The 17,162-nt window shown below is 73.0% G+C and carries 14 protein-coding genes and 1 pseudogene; 7 read left to right on the forward strand and 8 right to left on the reverse strand.

The window, feature by feature from the left end; all coding sequences use genetic code 11:
- Positions 1-267: 267 nt before the first annotated feature.
- From ACFYUS_RS03325 to ACFYUS_RS03350, 6 genes are all read left to right on the forward strand, one after another.
- Complete coding sequence (locus tag ACFYUS_RS03325; protein ID WP_388845977.1) at positions 268-3,129, forward strand: nitrate- and nitrite sensing domain-containing protein; 2,862 nt, start codon at positions 268-270, stop codon at positions 3,127-3,129.
- On the forward strand, positions 3,126-3,614 hold the full coding sequence (locus ACFYUS_RS03330) for a roadblock/LC7 domain-containing protein (protein WP_388845092.1): 489 nt from the start codon (positions 3,126-3,128) through the stop codon (positions 3,612-3,614). The genes ACFYUS_RS03325 and ACFYUS_RS03330 overlap by 4 nt, the downstream gene beginning before the upstream one ends.
- Entirely contained in the window at positions 3,611-4,033 is a 423-nt protein-coding gene (locus tag ACFYUS_RS03335; RefSeq protein ID WP_388845095.1) for a DUF742 domain-containing protein, read from the forward strand. Before ACFYUS_RS03330 ends, ACFYUS_RS03335 begins: the two co-directional genes overlap by 4 nt.
- Positions 4,014-4,697, forward strand: a complete 684-nt coding sequence (locus ACFYUS_RS03340; RefSeq protein ID WP_388845097.1) for an ATP/GTP-binding protein — start codon at positions 4,014-4,016, stop codon at positions 4,695-4,697. Before ACFYUS_RS03335 ends, ACFYUS_RS03340 begins: the two co-directional genes overlap by 20 nt.
- 51 nt (positions 4,698-4,748) lie before the next feature.
- Entirely contained in the window at positions 4,749-5,984 is a 1,236-nt protein-coding gene (locus tag ACFYUS_RS03345; protein ID WP_388845100.1) for a styrene monooxygenase/indole monooxygenase family protein, read from the forward strand.
- Positions 5,985-6,167: 183 nt separating this feature from the next.
- Positions 6,168-6,695 (forward strand): DUF6584 family protein, encoded by a 528-nt coding sequence (locus tag ACFYUS_RS03350; protein WP_388845102.1) that lies wholly within the window; start codon positions 6,168-6,170, stop codon positions 6,693-6,695.
- A gap of 266 nt (positions 6,696-6,961) precedes the next feature.
- Here the strand turns inward: ACFYUS_RS03350 and ACFYUS_RS03355 are convergent.
- From ACFYUS_RS03355 to ACFYUS_RS03370, 4 genes and pseudogenes are all read right to left on the reverse strand, one after another.
- Positions 6,962-7,912 (reverse strand): annotated as a pseudogene (locus ACFYUS_RS03355) (MFS transporter); the annotation flags it as partial.
- Positions 7,913-7,979: 67 nt separating this feature from the next.
- The gene (locus ACFYUS_RS03360) at positions 7,980-9,413 is read right to left on the reverse strand and encodes a C40 family peptidase (RefSeq protein WP_388845105.1); all 1,434 of its coding nucleotides are present in this window, start codon (positions 9,411-9,413) and stop codon (positions 7,980-7,982) included.
- A gap of 74 nt (positions 9,414-9,487) precedes the next feature.
- A complete protein-coding gene (locus ACFYUS_RS03365; RefSeq protein WP_388845108.1) occupies positions 9,488-9,781 on the reverse strand; it encodes a hypothetical protein in 294 nt (97 codons plus the stop codon).
- A gap of 26 nt (positions 9,782-9,807) precedes the next feature.
- Positions 9,808-10,530 carry a TetR/AcrR family transcriptional regulator gene (locus ACFYUS_RS03370; RefSeq protein ID WP_388845111.1) on the reverse strand — a complete coding sequence of 241 codons (723 nt, stop codon included), beginning with the start codon at positions 10,528-10,530 and terminating at the stop codon, positions 9,808-9,810.
- Positions 10,531-10,644: 114 nt separating this feature from the next.
- Here ACFYUS_RS03370 and ACFYUS_RS03375 point away from each other — a divergent pair, with 114 nt between their 5' ends.
- Positions 10,645-11,754, forward strand: a complete 1,110-nt coding sequence (locus tag ACFYUS_RS03375; protein ID WP_388845114.1) for a ferritin-like domain-containing protein — start codon at positions 10,645-10,647, stop codon at positions 11,752-11,754.
- 249 nt (positions 11,755-12,003) lie between these two features.
- On the opposite strand, the gene ACFYUS_RS03380 is transcribed toward ACFYUS_RS03375, so the two are convergent.
- The 4 genes from ACFYUS_RS03380 to ACFYUS_RS03395 all read right to left on the reverse strand — a co-directional run bounded on the left by ACFYUS_RS03380 (position 12,004) and on the right by ACFYUS_RS03395 (position 17,108).
- On the reverse strand, positions 12,004-13,482 hold the full coding sequence (locus ACFYUS_RS03380; protein ID WP_388845117.1) for a penicillin-binding transpeptidase domain-containing protein: 1,479 nt from the start codon (positions 13,480-13,482) through the stop codon (positions 12,004-12,006).
- Positions 13,479-14,867: an FtsW/RodA/SpoVE family cell cycle protein gene (locus ACFYUS_RS03385; RefSeq protein ID WP_388845120.1), complete on the reverse strand. Its 1,389-nt coding sequence runs from the start codon at positions 14,865-14,867 to the stop codon at positions 13,479-13,481. Before ACFYUS_RS03385 ends, ACFYUS_RS03380 begins: the two co-directional genes overlap by 4 nt.
- 56 nt (positions 14,868-14,923) lie before the next feature.
- Positions 14,924-16,195: an ATP-binding protein gene (locus ACFYUS_RS03390; protein ID WP_388845123.1), complete on the reverse strand. Its 1,272-nt coding sequence runs from the start codon at positions 16,193-16,195 to the stop codon at positions 14,924-14,926.
- A gap of 139 nt (positions 16,196-16,334) precedes the next feature.
- Positions 16,335-17,108, reverse strand: a complete 774-nt coding sequence (locus ACFYUS_RS03395) for a hypothetical protein (RefSeq protein WP_388845126.1) — start codon at positions 17,106-17,108, stop codon at positions 16,335-16,337.
- Positions 17,109-17,162: the final 54 nt, after the last annotated feature.

The raw sequence follows: 17,162 nt of genomic DNA on the forward strand, positions 1-17,162 counted from the left end.
CTCCGGGAAGCTGCGGGCGCGCATCCTGTCAAAGCCCGCCCGGAAGATCCAACCGGCGCCCCGCGCGGACCCCCGGCACGCGCCTCCGGAAGTTGTTCGCCAACTACGGAGTGTTGTTCACTCGTTCGGGTGGCGGAGCGGCCGATGCCCGTCCCCTTGCCGGAAGCGCTGGAATGGTCGGAAGCCGTACCAGGGGTGGGGGCGCGCTCCATGTGACCGGCCGTCACCTCTGCTTCATCGGCGGACGAATCAAGAATGCGAGCACCGGTGCAGAAGAAGCGGCCTCGGAGCATGAACGGCACGCAGAGCGAGACCCCCGGTGAGCCGCAGGCCCCCGCCGGCCGGCCCAAGCGCGTCCGCAACCGGCTGGTCGCCGGCGTCGCCCTCGTCGGCGTCACCGTCCTCGCCGCCGGAGCCCCCGCGATCCTCACCGCCTCCACCGAGCTCACCGAGTCCCAGCGCCTCGTCACCCTCGCCGAACTCGACCGGCAGGCCGTCACCCTCGCGCACTCCCTCGCCGACGAGCGCGACGAGGTCGTGGCGTACATCGCCGCCGGACGCGACGAGCAGACCGGCGACGCCAAGCACAAGCGGCAGATCACCGACGTGCGCGCCACCCGGGTCGACCGCCAGATCGACGAGATCCGGCCCGCCGCCACCGCCGAACTCCGCCGCGACCTCGCCGCGGTCCCCTCCGTCCGCCGCACCGCCCTCACCGGCAAGGGCACGGCCCTGGAGGCCCACAAGGCGTACACGGACGTCATCGCCAAGCTCCAGGCCCTCGCCGACGAACTCGCCGACAAGACCCCGCCCCGCGCCTCCGACGCCGCCCTGACCGAGGCCACCCGCGCCCCCGCCGCCCTCGGCCGCGCCGTCGAACAGGCCTCGGCCACCCGCGGGCTGCTCGTCGCCGCGCTCAGCGTGCCGCAGCCCGAGCCCACCGGGGACGTCCACTACGACGCGCAGACGGGCACGTACGTCGCCGACGAGCCCGAGGGCGCCGCCGAGGCCGACCGGGCCCGCGACGGCCTCACCGCCGCCGCCCAGCAGGCCCGCGTCCGTGAACTCGCCGCCCTCGGCGACTTCGACCAGGCCGCCGGCGCCACCGCCCGCGACTCCCTCGCGGCCACCGTCACCGGCCCCGACGTCAAGAGCGCCGAACTCGCGCTCGCCTCCCTCACCGACCAGCCCAAGCTGACCGAGGCCGAGCGCGGCACGGACCCGGCCGCCCTGGAGGCCGCCCTCTCCGCCCGCATCGAGCAGATGCGGGGCGTCGAGTCCGCCCTCGCCACCGAGCGGGTCGACCGCCTCGCCGCACTCCGCGACGACGACGTCGAAGCCCTCGAAATGCGCATCGCCTTCCTCGGCGGCTGCCTCCTCGTCGCGATCGGCATCTCCACCTACGTCGCCCGTACGCTCACCCGGCCGCTCGCCGTGCTCCGCCTCGGCGCCGCCCGGCTCGCCGCCGCCCCCGAGCCGGGCGCCGAGGAAGCGATCCGCTTCACCGGCCGCAACGACGAGTTCGCCCAGGTCGTCCGCTCCCTCAACGCCCTGCACGGCAAGCTCGCCGGCCTCGCCGCGCGGACCGAGCGGCTCAGCGACGAGCGCACCGACCTGGCCGCCGAGAAGGACGCCGTCGGCGCCGAGCTCGCCGCCCAGCGCGCCGACCTCCAGGGCCGGGTCGCCCTCCTCACCGCCGACCTCGAACGGCTCAGGAACACCGTCCACCACACCTTCGTCAACCTCTCGCTGCGCAGCCTCGGGCTCGTCGAGCGGCAGCTCGGCGTCATCGAGAAGCTGGAGGAGCGCGAGCAGGACCCGGACCGCCTCGCGACCCTCTTCAAGCTCGACCACATGGCGACCGTCATGCGCCGCCACAGCGAGAACCTCCTCGTCCTCGCCGGCCACGAGCACGTCCACGGCCACGCCGGGCCCGTCCCGCTCGTCGACGTGCTGCGCGCCGCCGTCAGCGAGATCGAGCGGTACGAGCGGGTCACCATCCAGTCCCTGCCGTCGCACGCCCAGATCGCCGGCTTCGCCGCGGACGACCTGAGCCACCTGGTCGCGGAACTCCTGGAGAACGCCACCTCCTTCTCGCCGCCCGACGCCGAGGTCCAGCTCTCCGGCTGGCTCCTGGAGAGCGGCGAGGTGATGCTCTCCGTGCAGGACTCGGGCATCGGCATGGCCCCCGCACGGTCCGCCGAGCTCAACGCGCGCCTCGCCGAGGCCGACCCGGAGGCCTTCGAGGGCGAGGGCCTCGGCATGCGGGTCGTCGCCCTGCTCGCCGCCCGCCACGGCGTCCGCGTCGAACTGCGCGAGCAGAAGCCGGGCGGCACCGCCGCCGTCGTGGTCCTGCCGCTGTCCCTGCTGCCCACCGCCCCGCCGACGGCCGTGACGGAGCCCGTACGGATCGCGGGCGCCACGCCGGTCATCCAGCTGCCCGGCTCCGTCGCCGAGGCCAACTCCCACACCCTCCCGCCCCGGCACCGCGACCCGCTCGTGGAGGCGGCGGAGGCGGCGTTCCTGGCGGCGGAGACGGAAGCGGTCCAGGAGCAGGCCCAGGAGCACGAGCCCGAGCACACCGCCGAGCCGGAGCCCGAAGCGCCGTACGAGCCCGAGCCGGAAGCCGCGTACGAGCCGACGCCCGAGCCGGAAGCCGCGCACGAGCCGACGCCCGAACCCGAAGCCGCGTACGAGGCGCCCGAGCCGGCGCCCGAGCCGTACGAATCCGTCTCCGAGACCACGCTCCAGGTCCGGCTGCCCGACCCGCCGCCGGAGCCGGACACCCACGAGCGCGCCGCCGACGGGGAGCCGGTCCCGGCAGAGGCGCCGGCCGCCGAAGACGCGCCGGTTCCCGGACCGCGTGCCGGGCAGTGGGAGCGGGTCACCGACAAGGGCCTGCCCAAGCGCACCCCGCAGGTGGTCCGCAGGGCCGGAGCCGACACCACGCCCCGCCGGGGAAGCGTGGACGCGGAGGCCCTGCGCCGCCGGCTCGGCGGCTTCCACCAGGGCGCCAAGGCCGGGCGCCGGGACGTGGAGGCGGAGTTGGACACGGCGCGCATAGAAGCCGCGAGGACTGCACGTACAGAGGAGATGACGGGGGACACAGTCGAGGAGGCACGCAGTTGACTGCGACGGGAACGTTCGGACTGAGCACGGAAGCCCGCAACCTGCAATGGCTGCTGGGGAATCTGGTGGAGGAGGTCCCGGGCGTCCGCTCGGTGACCGTGGTCTCCTCCGACGGCCTGATGCTGCTCTCGTCGGACCCGGCCACCCAGCAGGCCGCGACGACACCCGCCGCCGGCCGTCCCGGCGGGCCGCGCGGCTCCAGCGCCGATCTGGCCACCATCGTCTCCGGCATCGGCAGCCTCACCGTCGGCGCCGCCCGGCTGATGGACGGCGGCGGGGTCAAGCAGACGATGGTCGCGATGGAGGAGGGCAGCGTCTTCGTCATGTCGATCAGCGACGGTTCGCTGCTCGGCGTGCACGCCACGCCCGACTGCGACATGAGCGTCGTGGCGTACCACATGGCGCTCTTCGTGGGCCGCGCCGGGCACGTGCTCACCCCCGAAGTCCGCAGCGAGCTGCGTAAATCGATGGAGAGCGCCCAATGACGGCCCTGTCCTCCGCTCACCGCGCCTTCAAGCTGCCGGTACGAGGGGAGGGACGGCGCCCCGCGCGCGTGCGCCCGTACTCGCTGACCGGCGGCCGCACCCGCTTCGGTCACATCCTGCTCGTCGAGACCTTCGTGGCGGCGCTCGAAGCGCCCGCCGCCCGCAAGGCCCTGACGGACGGCGGGCCGGCTCCGCGCGGGCTGATGCCGGAGATGCGGGCCATCGTCGAGATCTGCCGCCGGATGCGGACGGTCGCGGAGATCTCGGCGCTTCTGAAGATGCCGTTGGGGGTCGTCCGGGTGCTGATCAGCGACCTGGCCGACCAGGGAAAGATCCGTGTGTACGGGACCGGTCACGGCACCGGCCAGCCCGACCGCGCGCTCCTCGAAAGGGTGCTGAGTGGACTCCGTCGTCTCTGACGCCACCGCCGTCTCCGAAACCCCGGCGCTCGCCGGCATCCCCGCCCAGCCGGGTCCCGAGGACCCGCTCCTGGATGCCGAAGAGGGCGCCCAGGACTGGCAGCTCGACCACTCGCGCGCCCCGATAGCGACGAAGATCGTGGTCGCGGGCGGCTTCGGCGTCGGCAAGACCACCTTCGTCCGCGCCGTCTCGGAGATCACCCCGCTCCAGACCGAGGCGCTGATGACGCAGGCGAGCGAGGAGACCGACGACCTCACCGCCACCCCGGACAAGCTCACCACCACGGTGGCGATGGACTTCGGCCGGATCACCCTCGACAACGACCTGGTGCTGTACGTCTTCGGCACGCCGGGTCAGCAGCGCTTCTGGTTCATGTGGGACGACCTGGTGCGCGGGGCGATCGGGGCGATCGTGCTCGCCGACACCCGGCGCCTGACCGACTGCTTCCCGGCGCTCGACTACTTCGAGAGCTGTGGGCTGCCGTACATCGTGGCCGTCAACCACTTCGAGGGCACGGAGGCGTTCGAGGCGGACGACGTACGGGAGGCCCTGACCGTGCCCGCGCACGTGCCCGTGGTGATCATGGACGCGCGCAAGCGGTACAGCGTCGTCGAGACCCTGCTCTCGATGGTCGCGCACGCCCTCGAAGCCACGCCCGAATAGCCGGCCTCGAACAGCCCTCCCCGTAGCTCACAGTCGCCAGGAGCACCACCCATGCGGAAGATACTCATAGTCGGCGCAGGCCAGTCCGGCCTGCAGCTCGCCCTCGGACTCCAGTCGCAGGGGTACGAGGTCACCCTCATGTCGAACCGGACGGCGGACGAGATCCGCACCGGCCGGGTCATGTCCACCCAGTGCATGTTCGACACCGCCCTCCAGCACGAGCGGGACCTCGCGCTCAACTTCTGGGAGTCCCAGGCCCCCCGCATCGAGGGCCTCGGCGTCTCCGTCGCCGGCCCCGACTCCGGCCGCCTGATCGACTGGGTCGGCAAGCTCGGCGGCTACGCCCAGTCCGTCGACCAGCGCGTGAAGATGGCCGGCTGGATGGACACCTTCGCCCAGCGCGGCGGCCAGCTGGTGATACACGGCGCGGCCGTCGGCGACCTGGACTACTTCTCCCGCAACTACGACCTGGTGCTCGTCGCGGCCGGCAAGGGCGAGCTGGTCTCCATGTTCGGCCGGGACGCCTCCCGTTCCCCGTACAGCGAGCCGCAGCGCGCGCTGGCCGTCGCGTACGTCCACGGCCTCGGCCCGCGCCCCGAGCACCCGGACTTCGACGCGGTCCGCTGCAATGTCGTCCCCGGCGTCGGCGAGCTCTTCGTCATGCCGACCCTCACCACCGGCGGCCGCGCCGACATCCTCTTCTGGGAGGGCGTCCCCGGCGGCCCGCTCGACGTCTTCAAGGGCGTCAAGGACCCCTCCGAGCACCTGGCGCTGACGCTGGAGCTCATGGAGAAGTTCACCCCCTGGGAGTACGCGCGGGCCACCAAGGTCGAGCTGACCGACGCGGGCGGCACCCTCGCCGGCCGGTACGCGCCGACCGTCCGCAACCCCATCGGCCGGCTCCCCGGCGGCGGCCTGGTCCTCGGCGTCGCCGACGTCGTCGTCGCCAACGACCCGATCACCGGCCAGGGCTCCAACTCGGCCTCCAAGTGCGCCGCCACGTACCTCGCCGCCATCGTCGAGCAGGGCGACAAGCCCTTCGACGAGGCGTGGATGCAGGACACCTTCGACCGCTACTGGAAGACGGCCCAGCACGTCACCAAGTGGACGAACGCGATGCTGGCGCCCCCGCCGGAGCACGTCCTCAACCTGCTCGGCGCGGCCGGCCAGCTCCAGCCCGTCGCCGACCGCTTCGCGAACGGCTTCAACGACCCGTCGGACTTCGAGAACTTCTTCTTCGAGCCCGAGAAGACGGCCGCGTACCTGGCCGAGGTCTCCGGAAGCTGACCGGGGTCTCCAGAGGCTGACCGGGCCGACGACTGACGACTGACGGCCGATGGCCGACGACTGACGACTGACGGCCGATGGCCGACGACTGACGGCCGACGGCCGGCGGCCGGCACCCGTGCGCCGGGGCCGGCCGTCGGAATCGGGTCGAGACGGCGTGTTCCCGTGCCCGATCATGGAGGCATGCCCCCGTCTCAGACCCTCGCCCGCGTGGACGCGGACCTGGCCGCCGGCCGTGTGCCGATGGCGCGCCAGCGCCTGCGCGGACTCGTCTCCTCCTTCCCGTACGACCTGACCCTGCGCCGCCGACTCGCCGAGGTGTACCGGCTGTACGGCGACGCGGCGGAGGCGGGGCGCTGGATGTACCTCGAAGAGGACCGGGACCCGGACGAGACCGTCGCCTTCGAGGAGCGGTACGGGTCCTCCGCCCGGCGCATGAAGGCCCTCGCCTGGCGCGGGCCCGAGGCGCTGGCGGCGACCGCCTGCGCCGAGGAGCGGCTGGTGACGCTCCGTACGGCCCGTGCCGAGGAGCGGGGACGGCCGGTCGACTGGGACGATCCCGCCTCCTACGCGGAGGACGCGGACGAGGAGCACGTCCCGGACACCGGTGGCCTGACGCTCGGCGGCGTCCTCATCGGCCTCGGCTGCCTGGCCGGAACGGTCGCGTTCGTGTCGGTCTGGGTGGTCGGCGTCGTCGCGCTCTTCGAGTGACGTGATTCCGCGCGGCGGACCGCGAACGGGGTCAGGAGGCCCGTCAGGGCGAAGAGGGCGCCCACGGCGAACCAGCCGGGGCGGCCCCAGCCGATGCAGAGCGCGATGAGGAGCCCGGGGCCGAGGGCCTCGGAGAGACCGGCGCCCAGGCCGAAGACGCCCAGGTACTGGCCGGTGGCGTGGGGCGGCGCGAGCGCGTACGACACCTCGAAGCCGCCCGCCGCATGCCACAGTTCGCCGACCGTGTGGACGACCACGGCCGCCAGGAGCAGGACGACCGCCACCGCGACGGGCGTCCCGGCGGAGAGCGCGACGAGGGCGCAGGAGACGAGGAAGGCCGCTCCGGCGCGCCGGTAGGCGCGGCCGCCGGCCCGGGGCGAGTCGACGCCGCGGCTCGCCCGCACCTGGAGGCCGACGACGAGGACGGTGTTGGCGAGCATGGTGCCGGAGACGAGCCAGTGCGGGGCGGTGGTGGACCCCACGAGCCAGAGCGGGATCGCGACGGTGAGCACCTTGAACTGGATCGCCATGACGCCGTCGAGCGCGGTGAGCGCCAGGTACGGCCGGTCCCGCAGCGCGATCCACCGGGGGCCGCGGGCGGCGGGCGCGGGCGCGACGGGCGGCAGCAGGAACAGGACGGCGGCGGAGGCGGCGAACGCGCAGGCGTTCCCGGCGACGAGGACCTGGTAGGCGCCGAGGGTCCCGACCTGCACCGCCCACCCCGCGAGGAGCGCGCCGAGGGAGATGCCGACGTTGGTCACGGCCCGCAGATAGGCGCGGAACTCCTGCGGCCTGTCCCCTCCGTGGTGCCGGATGAGCGGCGCCCGGGCGGCGAGGCCGGCCGCCTTGGCGCCGGTGGCCGCGGAGACGGCGAGGACGAACGGCCAGAAGCTGTCGGCGAGCACGAAGGCCGCCGTGGCGAGCGCCTGCACCGTCAGGGTGGTCACGTAGACCCCGCGCGCGCCGCGCCGGTCCGCGAGGTGGCCGACGGCGATGCCCACGGCCAGCGAGAGGAGTCCGGCGATGCCGAGGCCGAGTCCCACGGTGGCGGCCGGGAGGCGCACGGCCTGGGTGAAGTACAGGACGCCGGCGGTCAGGAAGAGTCCGCTGCCGACGGCGTTGACGAAGTTCGATGCGGCGAGCGCGCGTCGGGGGCGGGTGTCCGGTAAGAGTCTGGGCATGACGGGGCTCCGTGTCCGGGGCCGACGGTCGGCCATCGGTAAGGACCCGTCAAGCTTGTTGGATATTACGTGCGAGGGCAAGGGGTGGGCCGGGGGCGGTAGTTCAGTTCTTGTCGTATCCCTCGTCCGCGCCGTCCTTCGCGCCCGCCGGGAGTGTGGGCGGGGTGTACGCCTTCAGGGCCGTTCCGTCCGGGTCGGGCCGTACGGCACCGAGCAGCGGGTTCGCCGCGATCGGCGAGACCTTCACCTTCCCGCCGGGGCGCGGGGCCTGCACCACCAGGCCCTCGCCGAGGTAGAGCGCCACATGGGTCGCGCCGGGGAAGTAGACCACCAGATCGCCGGGGCGCAGCTCGGCCAGCGGCACCCGGGGCAGGGTCGCCCACTGCTCCTGGCTGGTCCTCGGCAGCTCCCGGCCGGCCGCCGCCCACGCCTGCTGCGTCAGCCCCGAGCAGTCGTACGCCTCCGGGCCCTCCGCCCCCCACTCGTACGGCTTGCCGATCTGGCCCACCGCGAAGCGCAGCGCCTCCGCGCCCGCCCGGGACGGGGTGCGCACCCCCTCCAGGACGCCGGAGTCGAGCAGTTCGCGCTGCGCGCCTGCGGTCTGGACGTGTTCGAGCGCGGTCAGCCGGGACAACTGGTCCGGCGACAGCGCGGCGAGCAGCTTCTCGACCTCCAGGAGCTTGCCCCGCACCTCGTCGCGCCGCTTGCGCTGCGCGGCGGCGAGCCCCTGCTGCCGGTCCAGGGCCTTGCGGGAGGCGCTGGCGAGGCTGCCGGCCTGCCGCTCGGCGTCCGTCAGCCGGGAGAGGGCGGTGGCCCGGTCACGCGCCACGCGGTCCATCAGATGTCCCTCGTCCAGGGCCGACTGGGGGTCCGGGGCGAAGAGCAGCCGCAGGTACGAGGGGAACGAGGAGAACTCGGACCTGCCCTGGTACTGGTCCCGGGCGATCCGCCCGGCCGCGGCCCGGCCCTGCGCCAGCGCGGCCCGGGCGGCGGTGAGCCGGGCGGTGACCTTCCTGGTGTCGGCGTCCTGGACCTTCAGTGCCTCCTCGGCGGCGTTGTACCGCTCGGTCGCCTCCTCGGCCTGCCGATAGAGCGTCCGCAGCCGCGTGAGCAGCCCCCCGACGGAGTCCCCGCCGGGGGGCGGGAGCGCGGAGGCGTCGTCCTGGGCGGCAGGAACGGGGGCGGCCGAGGCGGCCGAAGGGGTCGAGGTCGACGGGTCTCCGGGGACCTCGGGGGATTCGGGGGGCGCAGGTGATGCAGGTGATGCAGGTGATGCAGGTGATGTAGGCGATGCGGGGGTGCTGGGGGCTCCCGGGGCCACCGGTCCGACCGGGGCTGGGGCGGGGGTTGCGGTGGAGGGTGCCGGATCCACCGGTCCCACCGGTTCCGCCGCCGGATCCGCCCAGGCGATCGGGGCCTCCGCCGGAGGGTCCGCGGGTGGGGCCGGGGCGGCACTCGCCGAGGGGAGTACTCCCGTGAGCGCCGTCGTCGCGGCGAGCGCCCCCGTGCAGACCGTGCGCAGCAGCCTTCGCGACACGTCATCACCTCCACGGGGATGATGACGTGTCACTTCATCCGATTACCGCACAAATCAAGGCGCGTCTCGCGGCGTCACTCGTTCGGCTTCGATGTCGGCTTCGGTGTCGGCTTCGACCACGGCCACTTCAGCTCGCGCCGCTCCCGCCCCTCGGGCGCGTACACGTACACCCAGCCGCGCTGGAGACCGAGCCGCTTCGTGTAGCCCGAGGGTTCGCGCCGGTAGGTGTGCAGGGTCGGCGGGTGCCCGTCGTGCGCCGGGACCGGGATCTCGTACCACTTCGGAGGGTGGCCGGTCGGGCCGACCAGGATCGGCAGGGCCCGGCCGTCGAGGGGGCCGCCACGGAAGGGGGTGTTCTCACTTCTCACCCCCACAGTCTCCCCCGGCCCCCGCCTCACAGCAGGTGGGCCGCCTCGCCCAGCACCGGCACCACCCGGCGGGCCAGCGTCGCCACCGGCCCTTCGGGGGTCTCCTGCGCGAGGAGCCGCTTCACGATCTCCGCCGTCTCCTCGTCGCGCGCCGCGGTCGCCGCGAGCAGGGCGACGAGATGGTCGACGAGCCAGTCCCGCAGCTCCCGCGCCGGAGGCCGCTTCCCCTCGTCGAGCCAGATGAGCGAGGCCGCCTCGACGGCGGCGATCCACGTCCGGACGAGCATGCCGAACCGGGGACCCGGCCGCTCCGCCCCGAGGTGGACGAGGATCTGCTCGGCGGCGGCCCGCCGCACCTCGTCCACGATCGCGGAGGTCCGGGAGGTCTCGGCGACGCTGCCGCCCCGCAGCAGGGCGTTGAACCCGGTGCCGTGCTCGTCGACGAAGGCCAGGTAACGGTCGAGCACCCGGCCGAGCCGCTCGGTCGGCGGCCCGGTCGGCGGCTCGGCGAAGCAGCGGTTCAGGGCGTCGGCGCTGGAGCGCAGGGCGGCCTCGTACAACTGCTGCTTGCCACCGGGGAAGTACCGGTAGACGAGGGGCCGCGAGACGCCGGCCGCCTCGGCGACGTCGTCGAGCGAGACGTCCTCGGGCGCCCGGTGGGCGAAGAGCTCCAGGGCGGCGTGGAGGAGCTGCCCGCGCCGCTCCTCGACGGTGAGCCTGCGGTACGCGGGGGTGGCGGCGCTCGTCATGGACGGCAGCGTAACCCCGCCCGCAGACAAGGCGTTCAATCCTTCACATCCGACTTGTTGACGATCCGTCTAGCACCGTGTGAGCCTGCTGGAAACGGACGGAAGGAGTCGTCAGTGTCGACGCACGACCTCTACGTGAACGCCCCCGCCGCACCCGGCTGGCAGGTGCCCGCCACCGGCGCCGCCCGCTTCTCCTGGGACTACGACGACGGCCGCGAGCGGCTCCTCGCCCTCTACCAGAAGGGCAAGGACAAGCAGTGGGACGGCGCCACCCGCATCGACTGGGGCATCGAGGTCGACCCGTACGACCCGCTCGGCACCCCCGACGAGGTCCTGACCCTCCACGGCACCCGCCACTGGGCGAAGATGACCGAGAAGGACAAGGGCGACCTGCGCCGGCACTACGCCTCCTGGCAGTTCAGCCAGTTCCTCCACGGCGAACAGGGCGCCATGATCTGCGCCGCCCGGATCGTCGAGTCCGTCCCCGACCTGGACGCCAAGTTCTACTCGGCCACCCAGACCATGGACGAGGCCCGGCACGCCGAGATCTACGGCCGCTTCCTCCACGAGAAGATCGGGATGCTGTACCCGATCAACGACAACCTCAAGGGCCTCCTCGACGACACCCTCCGCGACTCCCGCTGGGACATGCCCTACCTCGGCATGCAGGTCCTCATCGAAGGCCTCGCCCTCGCCGCCTTCGGCATGATCCGCGACACCACCGACAAGCCCCTGCCCAAGCAGATCCTCGCGTACGTCATGCAGGACGAGGCCCGGCACGTCGCCTTCGGCCGCATGGCACTCCGCGACTACTACAAGCAGCTCTCCGACGCCGAACTCCGCGAACGCGAGGAATTCGTCATCGAGGGCTGCTACCTGATGCGCGACCGACTGCGCGGAGTCGAGGTCCTGGAGAACTTCGGCATCCCGAAGAAGGAGGCCGAGGAACTCAGCGAACAGAGCGAGTTCCTGCACCTCTTCCGCAAGCTCCTCTTCAGCCGGATCGTCCCCTGCGTCAAGGACATCGGCCTCTGGGGCGAACGCCTCCAGAAGGCCTACCTCGACATGGGCGTCTTCGACCTCGGCGACTCCAACCTGGACCTGCTGATGAGCCAGGACGAGGAGATCGCGGAGGCCCTGGACCGCGAGCGCTTCGCGACGGAGGAGGCCGAGCGGGTCGCGGAGGTGGAGGCGGCGATCGCGGAGGGCGAAGCGGTGTCGTGATGGGGTGTTGGATCCAACATCCCGGATCCAACATCCCGGATCCAATGTCCCGGATCCAATGTCCCGGACCCAAGGTCCCGGACCCCGAGGTTCTGGATCCGGGATCCAACCTCCGGGATCCAACCTCCGGGATCCAACGTCCGGGATCCAACGTCCTGGGTTCGAGGTCCCGGATCCAACATCCCGGATCCGGGCTGCAAGCTACGGATCCCGGATCCCGGATCCAGGACCTCGAACCCAGGATCCCGGTTACGGATTCCGCGCCTCCGCCTCCAACCGCAGGGCCTCCTCCATCACCGCCTTCGCGATCGGCGCCGCGCTGCCGCCCCCGCTGATGTCCGTACGGGAGGCCTCCGCGTCCTCGACGACGACTGCCACCGCCACGGCGGGTTGGGCGGCGTCGTCGGACTGGGCCCAGGCGATGAACCAGGCGTAGGGGGTGCCGGTGTTGCCGAAGCCGTGTTGGGCGGTGCCTGTTTTGCCGCCGACGCGGGCGCCGGGGATGGCGGCGTTGGTTCCGGTGCCCTCTTCGACGGCTCGGACCATCAGGCGCTGGAGTTGCATGGCGGTCGCGGGGTTCATCGCCTGGCGGTAGCTGCGGCGGCCGGTGTGGTCGACGGTTGTGCCGCCGGAGGTGGTGGTGCGGTCGACGAGGTAGGGGGAGGCGATTTCGCCGTTGTTGGCGACGGCGGCTGCGACGAGGGCCATCTGGAGCGGGGTCGCGGTCGTGTCGAACTGGCCGATCGACGACAGGGCCAGCTGGTCCGGGCTCATCCGCCGGTCGAAGTTGGACTTCGCCACCCAGGACGGCACCCGGAGCCCGGTGTCGTTGAAGCCGAACCGTTCCGCCGCCTCGACCATCCCGTCCAGGCCCACCTTCACTCCGAGTCCGGCCATCACGGTGTTGCAGGACCACTGGATCGCGGAGGCGAGGGAGGCGTCGCCGCAGCCCGTGGCCTCGTTGGGCAGGACCTGCCGGGTGCCGGGCAGGACGAACGGGTCGGGGGTGTCCGTCGGGGCTTCCACGTCCCGGACCACCCCGGCGTCCAGCGCCGCAGCGGCCGTCACGATCTTGAAGGTGGAGCCCGGTGGGTAGGTCTGCCGCAGGGCCCGGTTGAGCATCGGCTGGTTGGGCGAGGTGTTGAGGCGCCGCCAGGCGTCCTTGACCTCCTGACCCGTCCCGGAGAGGACGCCCGGGTCGTACGAGGGCGAGCTGACGAGGGCCAGGATCCGGCCGCTCGACGGTTCGACCGCGACGACCGCGCCCCGCTTCCCGTCGAGCCCCCGGTAGGCGGCCTCCTGCATGGGGGCGCGGAGGGTGGTCACCACGTCGCCGCCGGGCTGCCGGCCGCGGGTGAGGTCGTTCCAGAGGGGGAGCGGCGCCAGTTTCGGGTCGGTGCCGGCGAGGATGTCGTCCTCGGCGTGCTCGACGAGCGTCGTGCCGTACGTCTGGGAGGCGTAGCCGGTCATCGGGGCGTACAGCGGCCCCTGCAGGTAGGTCCGTTCCCAGCGGAGCTGCTGCGCGCTGTCCCGGGAGCCGGTCACCGGCTTTCCGTCGACGACGATCTCGCCGCGCGGGTGTGCGTACCGGTCGATCGCGATGCGCCGGTTGGCCGGGTTGTCGTCGAGGGAGTCGGCCTCGAAGACCATCACGCGGGCGGCGTTGACGAGCAGGGCGACGAGGAGGACGAGGCAGAGGGCGGCGGCCCTCCGGATGTACCGGATCACTGTGTGCCCACCTTCGCGAGTTCCCCGGTGTCGGCGTCGTCGGGCTGGGGTGCGCGGGCCGAGTCGCTGACCCGGATGAGGAGCGCGACGATCACCCAGTTGGTCACCACGGACGAACCGCCCTGGGCCAGGAACGGCATCGCCATGCCGGTCAGCGGGATGAGCCCCATCACCCCGCCCGCGATCACGAAGACCTGGAGCGCCACGATCGAGGCGAGGCCGATCGCGAGCAGCCGCCCGAAGGGGTCGCGCAGCGAGAGGCCGGCGCGGTAGCCGCGGGCGACGAGCAGCGCGTACAGCAGGAAGAGCGCGGTGAGGCCGACGAGCCCCAGCTCCTCGCCGGCCGTCGCCAGGATGAAGTCGGACTTGGTGGCGAAGCCGATGAGGACGGAATGGCCGAGGCCGAGCCCGGTGCCGAGCATTCCTCCGGCGGCGAAGGCGAAGAGCGACTGGGCGAGCTGCCCCGGCCCGTTCCCGGCCCGGATGGAGGCGAAGGGGTCGAGCCAGTCCTGCACCCTGCTGTGCACGTGGGGTTCGAGCGAGCCGACGAGGAAGGCGCCCGCGGAGGCCAGGACGAGACCGACCGCGATCCAGCCGGTGCGGCCGGTCGCCACGTACAGCATGATCACGAAGAGGCCGAAGAAGAGCAGAGAGGTGCCCAGGTCCCGTTCCAGGACGAGGACGCCGACGCTCAGCAGCCAGATCGCGACGATCGGCCCGAGGATCCGGCCCGTCGGGAACTGGAACTTCCAGATGCGGCGGCCGGTGTACGCGAGCGCGTTGCGGTTGGCGGCGAGGTACGCGGCGAAGAAGACCGCGAGCAGGATCTTGGCGAACTCGCCGGGCTGGAAGGAGAATCCACCGATCCTGATCCAGATCTTGGCGCCGTTCACCGCCGGGAAGAAGATCGGCAGGATCATCAGGCCGAGCGCGGCGGCCACCGACACGTACGCGTACCCCTGGAGCGTCCGGTGGTCGCGGAGCAGCAGGACGACCACGATGAACAGCGCGACCCCGAGCGTCGACCAGACCAGCTGGGTCGCCGCCGCCTGGTCCTTCGGCGTCTCCAGGTCGAGGCGGTAGATCAGCACCAGGCCGAGGCCGTTGAGCAGGACCGCGATCGGCAGCAGCAGGGGATCGGCGTACGGGGCGCGGAAGCGGACCGCGAGATGGGCGAGGAGCGCGAGCAGCCCGAGTCCGGCCCCGTAGCGGGCGGCGTCGGGCGGCACGGCGCCGCTGCGGGCGAGGCCGACCTCCGCGTAGCCGAGGACGGAGATCAGGACCGCGCCGATCAGGAGCGACAGCTCCACGCCGCGCCGCTTCGGGACACGGATGCCGGGCGGGGGCACGTCCGGGCTCCGGGGCCGTGGTGCGGGTGCGGTCATGGTCCGCAACGTAGCAAGCGGTATGCCCTATGTCCCTTTTGTGTGACGGTGTGCCGTCACTCCTCCGTGTCGGAGGCGTCGAGCCGTACGTACTCCGGCAGCCGCAGCCGGGCCTCGGCGCCCCCGTCCGGGGCGGCCGCGAAGACCAGTTCGGCGCCGATCACCTCCGCCTGGCCCGCCGCGATGGTCAGCCCGAGGCCGTGCCCCTTGCCGCCGCTCTCGGTGCGGAACCGCTGCGGCCCCGATTCCAGCAGGTACGCCGGATATCCCGGCCCGTGGTCCCGTACGGACACCACCGGGCCGTCCACCGTCACCACCACCGGCGGCGCCCCGTGCTTGTGCGCGTTGGCCACCAGATTGCCGAGCACCCGCTCCACGCGCCGCCGGTCCGTCTCCACCGTGGCGTCCCGGACGATCCGTACGTCCGCGGCCGTGCCCGAGGCGCGCACCACCCGCTCGGCGAGCGGCCCGAGTTCGTGCACCGCCAGGTCCACGGTCTCGGTGCGGGCGTCGAGCCGTGAGATCTCCAGGAGGTCCTCGGTGAGCCCGCGCATCGCCCGCACCCTGTCCCGTACGAGCTCCGAGGGCCGCCCCTCCGGCAGCAGCTCGGCCGCCGCCGAGAGCCCGGTCAGCGGGGTCCGCAGCTCGTGCGCCACGTCGGCGGTGAACCGCTGCTCGGTCTGCAGCTTGCGCTGGAGCGAGGAGGCCATCGTGTCGAGCGCCCCGGAGACGGTGGCCACCTCGTCCTGGGGCCGGGTCGGGTCCTTCGTACGGGGATCGCCCACGCGCGCGTCGAGGTCGCCGGCGCTGATCCGGCGGGCCACCTGCGCGGTGAGGTGCAGTCGGCGGGTGACCCGGGTGACGGCGAAGGCGCCCACGAGCAGGGTCACCCCGATCGCCAGCACGGAGGAGCCGACGATCGAGCGGTCGAGCGCGTCGATCGTCTCGGCGCTCTGGGTGTAGTCGAGGCGTACGGCGAGGGCGCGGCCGTCCGCCGGGCCCGCCGCCCACATCGTCGGCCGGCCCTGGTACTCCGTGACCACCGTGCCTCGTTCCCCGCGCAGGGCGAGCGCCCGCAGCGAGGGCGGCAACCCGGGCGGGTCCACGCCGGCGAACCGGGGGAGCGGCTCGCCCGCCTCGTAGAGCCCGCTGACCTCGGTGAGCTGCGTCAGGGCCTTGTTCCGGGAGTCGCTCACGGTCTGGCCGGTCACCGAGACGTGGACGAGCACGCCGAGCAGCGCGGCGAGGGCGCAGCACATCACGGTGATGAAGAGCGCGGCCTTCGAGGTCAGGGTCGCGGTCCAGGCGGGCCGCCGGGGAGCCCTCACGGGGTCGCCTCAGGGGGGAGCGGGGCGGGCCTCGCGGGGGTCGCCCCCGGGGCGAGAGAGGTGGGCCTCGTCGAGGTCGCCTTCGGGGGGAGCGAGGCGGGCCTCGCCGGGGTCGCCTCCGGCGGGAGCGGGACGGGCCTCACGGGGTCGCCTCCGGGAGTACGGGCGCGGGTGTGTTCGTCGGGGTCGGCGTGGGCTTCACCAGGCGGGGCGCGGGCACCGTCGAGGGTCCGGTGCCGGGCGGCTTCACCCGGACGATCTCGTCCCGGGTGGGCAGCATGCTGCGCTGCTGCTCGTCCCAGGTCCAGGCGGTCCGGTACTCGTACCCCGGGATGCCGGCCGAACCGACCCGCAGGATCAGGTCCCGGCCGGCCAGCTCCACGCTGATGACCTGGTCGACGGTGGACATGATCCGGGTCAGCGCACCGTTCTCGGCGAGATAGACCCGCACCCCGACCTGCTGGTCCGGCATCCGGATGCCGACGATGAGCTCGTCCCGGCCGTTGCCGGTGAGGTCGCGGTAGTACGGCCGCAGGACCGGGCAGGCCGCCGGCGCCGTGCCGCAGGCCTCGATGGCCCGGGCGGTCGCCTCGTACAGGCCGTCCGTGCCGGTGGACGTGTCCGGGCGGGCGCGCACCTCGGCCTGGACGACCGCCACCGGGTCGACGGAGTGCACGTCGTTGTCGGGGACCTCGATGCCGGGGACGCGCTGGGTGTCGGACTCGCCGTAGTCGATCGGCGGGTTCGTGGCGGGCGGAAGGTCGGGCCAGAGCCGGACCGGCCCCACGGCGGTGGGCGTGGGCCCGGCGCTCTTGAGGGCGCCCTCGCGGCCGCCGCAGCCGGTGAGCGCGAGGGCGAGGCCGAGGACGCACAGGACGCCGCCGGCGGCGCTCCGGACTCCGCGCGGTCTCACGCTGCTCCTGCTCCTCGGTCGGTCGGTGGGGGTCGGGTTCCCAGTAGACCTTAT

Origin of the sequence: Streptomyces sp. NPDC004284, assembly GCF_042874035.1 — a bacterium.
Lineage (GTDB): Bacteria > Actinomycetota > Actinomycetes > Streptomycetales > Streptomycetaceae > Streptomyces.